9 protein-coding genes are annotated in these 12,436 nt (G+C 73.0%); all 9 read right to left on the bottom strand.

The annotated features are described in order from the left end of the window. Positions 1-21 precede the first annotated feature (21 nt). The 9 genes from BLV05_RS15305 to BLV05_RS15265 all read right to left on the bottom strand — a co-directional run bounded on the left by BLV05_RS15305 (position 22) and on the right by BLV05_RS15265 (position 12,422). Positions 22-1,500 carry a cellulase family glycosylhydrolase gene (locus tag BLV05_RS15305; protein ID WP_052762651.1) on the bottom strand — a complete coding sequence of 493 codons (1,479 nt, stop codon included), beginning with the start codon at positions 1,498-1,500 and terminating at the stop codon, positions 22-24. A gap of 81 nt (positions 1,501-1,581) precedes the next feature. Then, positions 1,582-3,972, bottom strand: coding sequence for a glycoside hydrolase family 3 protein (locus tag BLV05_RS15300; protein ID WP_046769883.1), 2,391 nt, complete (start codon positions 3,970-3,972; stop codon positions 1,582-1,584). Between the two features lie 10 nt (positions 3,973-3,982). Further along, positions 3,983-5,572 carry an FAD-dependent oxidoreductase gene (locus tag BLV05_RS15295; RefSeq protein WP_046769884.1) on the bottom strand — a complete coding sequence of 530 codons (1,590 nt, stop codon included), beginning with the start codon at positions 5,570-5,572 and terminating at the stop codon, positions 3,983-3,985. 26 nt (positions 5,573-5,598) lie between these two features. Continuing rightward, complete coding sequence (locus BLV05_RS15290; protein WP_046769885.1) at positions 5,599-6,645, bottom strand: LacI family DNA-binding transcriptional regulator; 1,047 nt, start codon at positions 6,643-6,645, stop codon at positions 5,599-5,601. Continuing rightward, complete coding sequence (locus BLV05_RS15285; RefSeq protein WP_046769886.1) at positions 6,642-7,652, bottom strand: ABC transporter ATP-binding protein; 1,011 nt, start codon at positions 7,650-7,652, stop codon at positions 6,642-6,644. Before BLV05_RS15285 ends, BLV05_RS15290 begins: the two co-directional genes overlap by 4 nt. A gap of 5 nt (positions 7,653-7,657) precedes the next feature. Next, positions 7,658-8,689: an ABC transporter ATP-binding protein gene (locus BLV05_RS15280; protein WP_046769887.1), complete on the bottom strand. Its 1,032-nt coding sequence runs from the start codon at positions 8,687-8,689 to the stop codon at positions 7,658-7,660. Beyond that, on the bottom strand, positions 8,689-9,588 hold the full coding sequence (locus tag BLV05_RS15275) for an ABC transporter permease (RefSeq protein ID WP_172860655.1): 900 nt from the start codon (positions 9,586-9,588) through the stop codon (positions 8,689-8,691). Before BLV05_RS15275 ends, BLV05_RS15280 begins: the two co-directional genes overlap by 1 nt. 6 nt (positions 9,589-9,594) lie before the next feature. Beyond that, on the bottom strand, positions 9,595-10,659 hold the full coding sequence (locus BLV05_RS15270; protein ID WP_082155388.1) for an ABC transporter permease: 1,065 nt from the start codon (positions 10,657-10,659) through the stop codon (positions 9,595-9,597). Between the two features lie 89 nt (positions 10,660-10,748). Next, on the bottom strand, positions 10,749-12,422 hold the full coding sequence (locus tag BLV05_RS15265; protein WP_152690844.1) for an ABC transporter substrate-binding protein: 1,674 nt from the start codon (positions 12,420-12,422) through the stop codon (positions 10,749-10,751). Between the last annotated feature and the right edge of the window lie 14 nt (positions 12,423-12,436).

Here is a 12,436-nt window from a genome sequence, read left to right as displayed (position 1 = left end):
CGCCCCGCGCCATGGAGTGGGCTAGTGCAAGGCCACCTCATAGACCCGGGCGATGTCGACGGCGTTGTTCGACGGGTCGGTGATGACGAGACGGACCTGGTCGATCGAGGCGGCCGGCGCGGCCACCGAGACGACCGCCTTGGTGTTGTCCGCGATCGTGGCCGCCGTCACCCAGCCGGCCGAGGTGTGCGCCTCGACCCGGAAGTCGACGAGGATGGTGTCGGCCACCGTGGCCGGCCAGCGGTAGCCGCTGTAGACGTCGATCTGGTCGACGCTGCGGTACTGGCCCAGGTTGATCGTCAGCGTCGGGGTGGCGTCGCCCTCGGCGGACATCCAGCGCCCGTCGTCGGTGCAGGACCCGTCCACGGCCCTCGCCGCCGCCGCGTTCGCGTTGAGCGTCGACGACGCGGTCGCGGTCGCCCCGCGCGCCAGGTGGGTGTTGCACGGCGACGTCGCCGGCGCACCGGCCAGCCAGTCGCGGACGAACGCGCCCTGGTGCTCGCCGCCGAGCAGGTTCCAGTTCTTGTCGAACATCACCGGCGCCCAGAAGTTGTCGAAGATCCAGGCGGTCCAGCCGATGTGCGGACGGGCGTCGAGGTACTGCCGCAGCGGCAGCCCCCAGCCCGACGTCGTCCCGCCGGTGACCGGGTGCGGTGGCTGCACCGGGTCCCAGCCGAACTCGGTGAGCACGACCGGGATCTCCGCGGCGGCGTTGCCGAACTTCGGGTCGAGGTTCGCCGCGCTCGCCGGGCCCTGGTTCGGGTAGAGGTGGTAGACGTAGGCGATGTTCCCGCCGGTGATCGGGTTGGTGCGGGCGCCGTTGAGCCGGGTGCTCCAGGCCGGGCTGCCCATGAGGATGACGTTGTCCGACACGGTCCGGATCGAGTCGACCACGGGCTGGATGTAGGTCTTCCAGGTGGCCCAGCTGTCGGGGTTGATCGGCTCGTTGAACACCTCGAACAGGACGTTCGGGTTGTTGCCGTAGCGCGGCGCGATGTAGTCCCAGAACTGCTTGACCTGCGACTGCGGCACGGCGCCGGCGGTGTCGCCGTAGTTGCGCACCAGGTGCAGGTCGATGATGACGTACAGGCCCTTCGACACCGCGTAGTCGACGTAGGGCCGGATGTACTGGGCGTCGTAGGCCGCCAGGTCCTTGCCCAGGACCTCGGTGACCAGCAGCCGCAACACCTTGGACTCCCAGCCGTCGCTGATCGTCATGTCGATCAGCTCGTTGATCGGCTTGGAGTTGCAGTCGGTGCAGACGTCGTTCTGCTCCGGCGCGAGGATGGACAGGCCGCGCAGCGTCACCGGCGTGCCGGCTGCGTTGACGATGCGATTGCCCTGCGTGTGCAGGGCCGGCAGTGCGGCGGCAGGTGCGGCCGCGGCCTCCCCGTCCGCCTGTGGTGCCGGCGCTGCGGCGGCGCCGGTGAGCAGCCCACCCGCCAGCGCGAGCGCGGCCGCCGTGGCGAGCAGGGCGGTTCTCGGTGATCTCCCGAACATGCGTTTCTCCTTCGGAACTCGTTCGGCCCCAGGACCCCCGTCTTGCTGCTCCTCGACCTCCTTCCCGGCCCCCAGGTCCGCTCAGCCCGCGACGATCTCGGTGCTGAGCGGGAGATCGAGGACGCTCGAGCCGGCGCGCACGGTGAACGTGCCCGGCTCGGTGCGCCAGCCGCCGTCCCAGTGCTCGAACGCGCGCGGCCGGAGCCGCACGCTCGCCGTCACCGCCTCCCCCGGCGCCGCCTCGACGACGGCGAACCCGGCCAGCCAGCGGGCCGGCCGGTCGACGGCGGACTCGGCGCGGGACAGGTACACCTGGACGACGTGCTTGCCGGGCCGCGTCCCGGTGTTGCGGACGCTGACGGTGACGTCGCGGCCGTCGGCCGCGAGCTCGTCGAACGACCAGGTCGTGTAGCCCAGGCCGTGCCCGAACGGGTACGCGGGCTCGGCGCCGGCCCGCAGCCAGGCGCGGTGCCCGACGTGGACGCCCTCGTCGTAGCGGACGGCGCCGCCGACCGGCGTGGTGTCCAGGACCGGCACGCCCGCCTCGGTGGCCGGCCAGGTCGTCGGCAGCCGGCCGCCCGGCTCGACCAACCCGAGCAGCACGTCGGCCAGCGCGTGTCCGTACTCCTGGCCGCCGAACCAGGTGAGCAGCACCGCGGCGACGTCGTCGCGCCATGGCAGCAGCACCGGCGCGCCCGCGTTGACCACGACGACGGTGCGCGGGTTCGCGGCGGCGACCGCGCGGACGAGGTCGTCCTGCCGGCCGGGCAGCGCCAGCGACGTGCGGTCGGCGCCCTCGCGCTCGACCTCCGCACTGGTGCCGACCACGACGACGGCGACGTCGGCGGCCCGCGCCGCCTCGGCGGCGCGCGCGAGCTCGGTGTCCGCGTCGGCCGTGGCGAGGTCCGCGCCGAGGACGAGCGTGACGCCGCTGTCGGCGTTCTCGCGCGGCGGCAGCTCGACGGTGACCCGCAGGTCCACCGGCGTGCCCGCGGTCAGCTCGACCTCGGCGGTCGCCGACGGCGGCGCCACCAGCCCGCCGCCGAACTCCTCGCCGGCGTGGACCAGGGTGGTCGCCAGTACGACGGCGCCGCCGACGCTCAGCTCGACCGTCCCGGCGCCCGCGACGCCCAGCCGTGTCGCGCCGCCGGCCGCGGGCAGGTACCGGGTGGTGAGCTCCAGCGTCGTGGTAGCGCCCAGCCGCGCCGACCCGAGCCGGGACAGGTTCGCGGTGCGGCGGTTCTCGTCCAGCACGACCGACCCGTCGGCGGCCCGGGCCACCAGCCGGACGCCGGGCTCGCCGGAGACCGGGTCGGTCAGCGCACCCAGCGGCAGCGGCTCGATGCCCGGCTGGACGACCGCGCCCAGCATCCAGCGCACGTCCGCGTCCGGCAGCGCCGCGCGCAGGCCGTCCAGCGGCGACACCACCCGCTCCGGCTCGACGTGCGCGCTGCCGCCGCCCTGGGTGCGGGCGGCCAGCGCGTTGTGCCCGATGACGGCGACCGACCGCAGGGCCGCCGCGTCCCACGGCAGCTCGTTCTCGTTGCGGACGAGCACCGTCCCGGCCGCCGCGACCTCGCGGGCGAACCCGGCCCCGTCCCCGACGACCGGCGGGGCGGCCGCGGCGAACCCGTCCAGCGCGCCGACCCGCTCGGCCAGCCGGAGCAGCCGCCGCACCTTCTCGTCGACCGCCTCCTCCGGCACCTCGCCCGCCCGCACCGCCTTGACCAGCGCGTCGCCCCAGGGTCCGTCCGGCCCCGGCATCACCAGGTCCAGCCGGGCGCGGGCCGCCGGTTCCGTCGTCCGCGCCGCCCACCAGTCGGAGACGACGACGCCGTCGAAGCCCCACTCATCGCACAGCGGCGAGCCCAGCAGCGCGTTCTCGGTCATCGTCGTGCCGTTCACCGAGTTGTAGGCGGCCATCACCATCCAGGGCCGCTCGTCGACGACGGTGTCCTCGAACGCCGCCAGGTACAGCTCACGCAGTGCGCGGTCCGAGACCACGACGTCGGCGGTGAACCGCTCGGTCTCGAAGTCGTTGGCGACGTAGTGCTTCGGGCAGGCGCCCACGCCGCCGTCCTGCACGCCGCGCACGTACGCCGCCGCCAGTCGCGACGTCAGCAGCGGGTCCTCCGAGTACGCCTCGAAGTGCCGCCCGCCGAGCGGGCTGCGGTGCAGGTTGATGGTCGGCCCGAGCACGACGTCGACGCCGCGGCGGCGGGCCTCGGCCGCCAGCACCGCGCCGTACCGCTCGGCCAGGTCGACGTCCCAGGTGGCGCCGAGCGCCGTCGCCGACGGCAGGTTGAGTGCCCGCTCGCGGTCGTCCCAGCTCTCGCCGCGGATGCCGGACGGCCCGTCGGAGAGCACCATGCGGCGCAGGCCGATCGCCGGCTCGTCGTAGAGCCCCCAGGTGTCGGCGCCGGTCAGCAGCCGGACCTTCTGCTCCAGCGTCAGCTTCTCGATCAGAGTCATGCGGATCCGTTCAGTCGCGGTGGGTGCGGATCTCGTCCGGCCAGGCGAGGGTGACGCCGAGCGCCCCGGTCAGCAGCCGCTGGAAGTCCGCCAGATGGGTCTGGTCGGAGCGCACCTTGCGCGGCGGCAGCCCGTGGCTGAGGCAGAACGCGGCCAGCGCGCCGGCCGCCGCGCCGATGCTCCACTCGACCGGGTGCAGCCGGTAGCAGCCGTTGGTGATGTGCGTGGTCCCGAGGTTCTTGTTCGCCGGCAGCAGGTTGTCGACCCGCTGCGGGATCAGCGCGCCGAGCGGGATCTGGAACGGGTACGCCTCGATGTCGACGTAGGTCCGCCCGGCCGTGCTGGGGTGCAGGTCGATGCGGTAGCGGCCGAGTCCGACGCTGTCGGCGAACACCTCGCTGCCCGCGCCGTCCGGGCGGGCGTCGACGCCGACGTGCTGCTCGAGGACGGTGAACTCGGCCCGGATGCGCCGCGACTCGCGGATGTACGCCGACTTCGCCAGGCCGTCCGCGGTGCCGGAGACATCCGGGCGCAGCCGCAGCCCCGGGTAGCCGGTGCCGCCGTCCGGGCGCGGCGCCTCGGTCTGCATCCAGTGCAGGAACGACAGCGACAGCTCCCGGCTGGCCGCCAGCGCGGCCGCCCGCTCGTCCGGCCCGACGCCGAGCAGCGGGCGCTCCCAGTAGTCGATCTGCGGCCAGTTCACGACCGTGACGTCGGAGTCGACGCCGGTCAGCTGCTCGCGGGCCAGCACCCGGCGGAACCGCCACAGCGAGAACGGCGCCTGCGCGCCCGGGTTGCTCTCGAACAGCCGCCACTCGCGCTCGCGCAGGGTGATCGGAACGACGTCGCGCCAGGACAGCTGCGGGCCGGGCCAGAACGGCGCGACCGTGTCGCGCCAGTGGTCGTAGCCGGCCGGCCGGTCGACGGTGTGGTCCTCGCCCGGCCGGTGGTCCAGTGCGAAGCACCACGAGACCGCCTGCTGGTCCAGCGGGTCGGCGACGGCGGGCGCGTGCGGCTCGCCGGTCGCGTCCTGTCCCTCGGCGCCGATGACGTGCTCGACGCCGGCCAGCTCCAGCAGGTCGCCCAGCTCGGTGGCGTCGAGCACGTAGCTCGCGCCGACGGTGACCTCGGCGCCGGTGCGGGCGTCGCGCAGCGTGACGGCGTCGACCTCGTCGCCGCTGGTGTGCGCCGCGACCGGTGCGTGCTCCAGCAGGACGGTGAGCCGGCCGGCCGCGCGCAGCGGCGCCAGCAGCTCGTCCAGGACGGCGACCGCCACGCGCGGCTCGTGGCAGAACCGGCTCACGATGCCGAGGCCGGGGTCGAGCAGCGGGTCGGCCGCGGCGTCCGGAGTCAGCGGGTAGTTGCGCCGGTAGTAGTCGCGGACCCGGCGGCGCAGGTCCGCGTAGCCGGCGGCGGTGTGCGCCGTCTCGATCCACGGGTGCTCGTCCGGCGGCACGGCCTGCGCGGTCAGCTGCCCGCCGAGCCAGTCGGTCTCCTCCGTCAACACCACCCGATGGCCGAGCCGGGCGGCGGCGAGCGCGGCTGCGACGCCGCCCAGCCCACCCCCGACCACGAGGACGTCGGTCTGGAGTTCAGGCATGCGGTGCGGGCTCCTTCGGTCGGCGATCAGGGTCGGGCGGGCGCGGTGGTGACACCGTCGACGATCGAGCAGGGGACGACGATGCTCTCGTTGCGCGCGTCCGGGTCGTCGACGATGGCGACCAGGGCGTCGATGGCGATGCGGCCGATCTCCTTGCGCGGGATGTCCAGGTGCTCCCAGCGCAGCGACGCGTCCGGCCCGATGCCCTCGAGCACGACCACCGACACGTCGGCGGGGACGTCGCGGCCGCGCGCCCGCAGCCCGCGCAGCAGCGACTCGGCCAGCCGCTCGCTCTCCGAGACGACCGCTGTCTCGGGGCCGCCGGCCAGCTGGTCGAGCCAGGCGTCGTCCAGCCCGGGGACGCCGCGGAAGCCCGGCGACCGGTCGATCAGCCCGAGCCGCTCGACGGCGTCGGCGTACCCGCGCCGGCGGTCCTCGTACGGCTCCAGCTCCAGGTCCTCGCGCAGGTAGGCGACGTGCTGGTGGCCCAGTGCGGCCAGCCGGCCGGCGATGTCGCCGGTGATGCCGAAGTAGTCCGGCACGATGCACGGGATGTCCGCGGCGCCCGGCACGTCGCGGCGGCCGATGTGGATGAACGGGTAGCCCTCCTGCCACAGCCGGGCGAGGTCGGCCTTGTCCGTCGCGACGCCGAGCAGGACGGTGCCGTCGGCGACGTTGAGCCGGTTCGTCCCGTCGCGGTACACCCGGCGGCGGCCGTCGCTGGCTCCCGTCGACGTGAACAGCACGAGGTCGTAGCCGATCTCCTCGGCCCGCTCCTCGATGCCGAGCAGGAACTCGAAGTAGAAGCTCTCGCGCGCGTGCGGGAACACCGGCTCGAACGTGTGCACGCCGAGCAGCCGGTTGGTCTTGTTGCGCAGCTTCCGGGCGGACAGGTTCGGCACGTAGCCGAGCTCCTTGACCGCCTCGAGGATGCGCCGGCGGGTGTCCTCCGGGATGCGGGCGGCGGCCTCCGGGTCGCCGCCGATCACCCGCGACACCGCGGACTGCGACACCCCCGCCAGCCGCGCGACGTCGGCCTGGCGCGGCGCCCGTTCTCGTCGCTGGGTCGTCACGACTCCCCCTGGTTCTTGTCGCGTTGCTGCAGCCAGCAGTGCGTCCACTGGCCATTGGGCAGCTCGGTCCGCGGCGGCGCCTCGGTGCGGCAGACGTCCATCACGACCGGGCAGCGCGGGTGGAACCGGCAGCCGGCCGGCGGGTCGATGAGGCTCGGCGGCTCGCCCAGCTCGCCGGCGTCGGCGCCGAACAGCTCGGCCCGGTCACCGGCCGCCCTTGCCGGGTCGAGCGACGAGTCGATCAGCAGCTTCGTGTACGGGTGCTGCGGGTTCCCGATGACGTCCTCCTTCGGGCCGCCCTCGACCATGCGGCCCGCGTACATCACCACGATCCGGTCGCACAGGTACCGCGCGCTGGCGATGTCGTGGGTGATGTAGAGCAGCGCCAGCCCGTCCTCGGTGCGCAGCCGGTCCAGCAGGTTGAGCATCTCCAGCCGGATCGACACGTCCAGCATCGAGATCGGCTCGTCGCCGAGCAGCACCTTCGGCTCGACGGCGAGCGCCCGGGCGATGACGACGCGCTGCCGCTGGCCGCCGGACAGCTCGTGCGGGAACTTGTCGATGAACTGGTCGACCGGCGTCAGGCTGACCCGTTCCAGCAGCTCCTCCACCCGGCGGGTGCGCTCGGCCTTGTCGCGGACGCCGTGGTGGAGCCGCAGCGCCCGCTCCAGGTTGTAGCGGACGCGGTGCAGCGGGTTCAGCGAGCCGAACGGGTCCTGGAAGATCAGCTGGACGTCGCGGTGGTACTCGCGGCCGGCTCGCCGTCCGCCGCCGCCGACCGGCGTGCCGTTCAGCCGGATCTCGCCGGTGGTCGGCTCGTAGAGCCGCGACAGCAGCCGGGCCAGCGTCGTCTTGCCGCTGCCGCTCTCGCCGACCAGCGCGACGATCTCGCCCGGCTCCAGCGCGAGGGTCGCGTCCTCGACCGCCCGGACGACCGCCGAGCTGCCGAGCGCGCTGCGCACGGTGAAGTGCTTTGACACGTCGCGCGCCTCGAGCACCGGCGCCATGGCGGTCAGCTCCCTTCCGGGTACAGGTGGCAGGCGACGTCGTTGCCGCCGACGTCGCGCAGGACCGGCAGCCGCTCGTCGCAGCCGTCGAAGCGCTCGCGGCAGCGCGGGTGGAACGGGCAGCCCGACGGCGGGCGGCGCAGGTCCGGCGGGCTGCCGCTGATGCCGGTGAGCCGGCGCAGCGGCGCATGCAGCGGCGGGAACGAGTCGCGCAGCCCGCGGGTGTACGGGTGCCGCGGCTGCGCGTACAGCGACGCCGCCGTGCCCAGCTCGACGATGCGCCCGGCGTACATGATCGCGACGCGGTCGGCCAGCTCCAGCAGCAGCGACAGGTCGTGCGTCACGAAGACGACGGCGAAGCCGAGCTCGCGCCGCAGCCGCAGCACCTGGGCCAGGATCTGGCGCTGCATGACGACGTCGACGGCGGTGGTCGGCTCGTCCATCACCACGAGGTCGGGCCGGCAGGCCAGCGCGAGGGCGATGCTGGCGCGCTGGCGCATGCCACCGGACAGCTCGTGCGGGTAGGCCCGGGCGCGGTCGGCCGAGACGCCGACCATGCCGAGCAGCTCGGCGGCCTGCTCCCAGGCCGCCCGCTTGTCCAGCCGCCGGTCGTGCGTCCGCAGCGCGTCGACGAACTGCGCGCCGACCCGCATCACCGGGTTCAGCGCGTCCATGGCGCTCTGCAGCACGATCGACAATGTGGTCCAGCGCAGCCGGCGCAGCTCGCGGCCGGACAGCGTCACCAGGTCGATCGGCGGCGCGCCGTCGCGGCCGTGGTACAGCAGCTGCCCCGCCGACGTGACGGCGGGCGGGCGCTGCAGCCGGGTCAGCGCGGTGATCAAGGTCGACTTGCCCGAGCCGGACTCGCCGGCGACGCCGAGAATCTCGCCGCGGCGCAGCTCGAACGACACGTCGACGCAGGCCCGCACCGGACCGTCGGCGGTGGCGTACTCGACGTTCAGGCCGCGGACGTCCAGGACGACGTCGGACGGCGCGGCCGCCGGGTCCGTCACGGTGCCGGACAGGGTCTCCGTCATCAGGCCTCACTCCCCGCCGCGCGCAGCGTCCTGGTCCGCTTGACCACCGAGCGCCGGGCCTGCCGGAGCTTGGGGTTGGACAGTTCGTCGACGCCGAAGTTCACCAGCGTCGCGGCGGTGCCGATCAGCGCGATGCACAGGCCGGGCGGCACGAACCACCACCAGAAGCCGCGCAGCACCGCGCTCTGCTGCTGCGCGGCCTGGATCATGGTGCCCCAGCTGATCGCGCCGGAGTCGGAGATGCCGAGGAAGGCGAGCCCGGCCTCGGCCATGACGCCGCCGATGATGCCGTGCAGGAACATCGCCGCGATCCAGCCGGTGAGGTGCGGCAGCACCTCGAAGAAGATCAGCCGCCGGTGCGGCTCGCCGAGCATCCGCATGGCGAGGACGAAGTCGCGGCTGCTGACGCTTAGCGCCTGCGCCCGCAGCGTCCTGGCCCCGCCGGACCAGCCGAACAGGCCGACGATCAGCGCGATCATCCACAGCCCGGTGCCCTGCATGTAGCCCGCGACGATGAGGATCAGCGGCAGCACCGGCATGACGAGGAACAGGTTCGTCAGGAAGTTCAGCCCGTTGTCCGCCGAGCCGCGGAAGTACCCGGCCGGCACGCCGACGAGCACCGCGATCAGCGTGCCGACGGTCGCCGCGAGGAATCCGACGAACATCGACCCGCGGGCGCCGGCGATGGTCTGCGCCAGCACGTCCTGGCCGAACTGCGTCGTCCCCAGCAGGTGCTCGGTGCTCGGCGGGGCGGCGATCGCGTCGAGGTCGTTGGCCCGCGGGTCGACGCCCAGCAGGTGCTCGTTGATCAGCGGCCCGAAGATCGCCAGCAGCACGAAGAAGGCGAGGACGGCCAGGCCGAACCGGACCTTCCAGCCACGCAGCAGGTCAGCACGCACGGCCGGTCACCCCTGTTCCCTGATGCGCGGGTCGAGCAGCACGTACACCGAGTCGGCCACCAGGTTCGCCAGCAGCACCGCCAGCGTGATCAGCAGGAAGACGCCCTGCATCATCGGGTAGTCGCGCTTCTGCAGCGCCTCGTACATGAGGTAGCCGATGCCCGGGTAGCTGAAGACGATCTCGGTGAGCAGCGCCCCGCCGACGACGCCGCCCAGCGCCATCGCGAACCCGGTGAAGCTCGGCAGCATCGCGTTCCTGGCGGCGTAGCGCAGCATCACCCGGCCCGGTGCCAGTCCCTTGGCCTGGGCCAGCAGCACGTAGTCCTCGCGCACCGTCGTCACCATCATGTTGCGCATGCCGAGCAGCCAGCCGCCGAACGCGGAGAAGACGATCGTCGTCGCCGGCAGTGCGCCGTAGTGCAGCACGCTGGCCAGGAACGGCAGGTTGAGCCCCTCGGTGAGGTTCGGGTCGTAGCCGCCGGAGAGCGGGAACCAGCCGAGCAGGAACCCGAACACCCACAGCGCCAGCAGCGCCACCCAGAAGTACGGCACCGACGAGAGGAACGTCGTCAGCGGCGTCACGACCGCGTCGAAGCGGCTGCCGGCCTTCCACCCGGCCAGCACGCCGAGCCCGGTGCCGAGCAGGAACGCGGCCACCGTCGTCACGCCGACCAGCAGCAGCGTCCACGGCAGCGCCTGCCAGACCAGGTCGCCGACCGGCACCGGGAAGTTCACGATCGACACGCCGAGGTCGAACCGGGCGAGCTGGCCGAGGTAGCCGGCGAACTGCTCGCCCAGGTTCTGGCTCGGGTCGCCGAAGATCGCCCGGATGGACTGGAGCGTCTCCGGCGGCACCTGCTGGCCGCTGACCCGTTCCAGCTCCTCGACGATCGCCGACGACGGGTCGCCGGGCATCAGGCGCGGGAGCAGGAAGTTCAGCACGATCGCGGCCGCGGCGGCCACGGCGTAGAAGCCCAGCCGGCGGGCCAGGAACCCCCACCGGCGGCGGGCCCTGGGCGGCTTCGCGGCCGGCCCGGCCGGTGTCGCCGCGGGTGCTGTCGTCGTCGCCATGCGTGTCCCTCCTCTCGTGTCCTTCGCCGGCCCTGCTGGCCGCTGGCCGCGGGGCGCGTCCGGGGCCGCTGGACGCGCCCCGCGGCGGCTCAGCTCTCGCCGGTCGGCTCGAGGTCGAGCAGGGTCAGCGTCATGTCCGGGCCCATGCCGATGAACGGGATGTGGTCGAACGACTCCGGCGTCGGCCAGTTGCTCCACCGGGTCGCGTTGATGTCGACGAACCAGTAGTTGTTGTAGATCGGGCTGAACGGGACCTCGTCGACGACGATGTCCTGCAGTTGCTCCCCCAGCTCGCGCAGCTGCTCGACGTCGTCGGTCCGCTCCATCTCGGTGATGATCGCGTCGGTCTCTGGGTCGTTCCACCGGCCCGCGTTCAGCGACGCCGACTCACCGATCGGCATGAGGAACGCGCTGCTCAGGAAGTTGTAGACGCCGTAGACCCCGGCGCCGCCGGTGGTCGCCGCGACCATGTCGAACGTGCCCAGTTGCTGCTGGTCGTAGTAGCCGGCCGTCGGCTGCCCGGCCGGCTGGACCTCCAGGCCCAGCGTGTCGCGCCACGTGTTGATGAGGATGTCCGCGTAGCTGCTCCAGGCCCAGTCGGCGTTGAACAGGATCGACAGCGGGTAGCTCTGGCCGTCCTTCACCAGCGCGCCGTCCTCGACGCTCCAGCCGCCGGCCGCCAGCTCGGCCAGCGCGTCGTCGGCCGCGACCGGCTGCACCTCGGTGTACTCGGGTCGGATCCAGTCGGCGTAGAGCTGTTCGGACAGCCCGGTCGGTGCGGCCTCCGTGCCGGGGCGCTGCAGCGTCGTCACGACAGCGGTCCGGTCGATCGTCATCGACAGCGCACGCCGCACGTGGACGTCGTCGAACGGCGGCTTGCCGGTGTTGAACAGCAGCGACATGGCGCCGCCGTTGGAGTACAGCTGGTACAGGTGGCGTTCGGGGTCCTGCGCGACGTACTCCTCCTCGCCGTTGGCCCACGACGCCGTGCCGAGGTCGACCTCGCCGCGCAGCAGCTGCGCCTTCAGCGCCTCGCCGGTCGGGATGATCTTGAAGTAGGTCATCGGCAGCTCGCCGCCCCAGTAGTCGTCGCGCGCCTCCATCGTCACCTGCTGCGGCTTGAAGTCGCCGAGCGTGAACGGGCCGGTGCCGACCGGGTCGGGGTTGGTCCACGTGTTGAGGTCCTGCTCGGCCCACACGTGCTCGGGCACGATCGGCAGCAGGACGCTGGCGAACTGCTTGAGCGTGGCGAAGGACGGCTCGGCGAAGGTGACCGTGACCGTGCTGTCGTCCACCTTCTCGACCGCCGTGTACGTGACGCCGGCGATGCTGAACTCGGGCCGCTCGAGCGGCAGGCTCAGGCTGTAGACGACGTCGTCGGCGCTGAACGGCTCGCCGTCGGAGAACGTGACGTCGTCGCGCAGCACGAGCGTCAGCACCGTGCCGTCCTCGTTGAACGTCCAGCTGTCGGCCAGCCAGGGTTCGATGACCGCGCCGTTGCCGTAGTCGATCCGCATCAGCGGTTCGTAGATCAGCTCGGGGTGCGGCGCCTTGTCGGTGGCAGGCCCCATCACGTTGTAGTTGCGCACGAACGTGGTGCCGCCGTCGGTCTTGCCGTAGATGATGGTGTCGGAACCGTCGCCAGAGGAGGCTCGGTTCTCGCTCGCCGCGCCGGCGGTGCACGCGGCCACGCCGAGCGTGAGCACGACGGCCGCGGCCGCTCGCAGCGCGGCGGCCCGGAGGTGACGTCTCGTGGTTCGCATGTCAGGACTCCCAG

The sequence above is a fragment of the Jiangella alkaliphila genome, assembly GCF_900105925.1.
GTDB lineage: Bacteria > Actinomycetota > Actinomycetes > Jiangellales > Jiangellaceae > Jiangella > Jiangella alkaliphila.
This window is presented reverse-complemented; position numbering and strand designations above follow the sequence as displayed.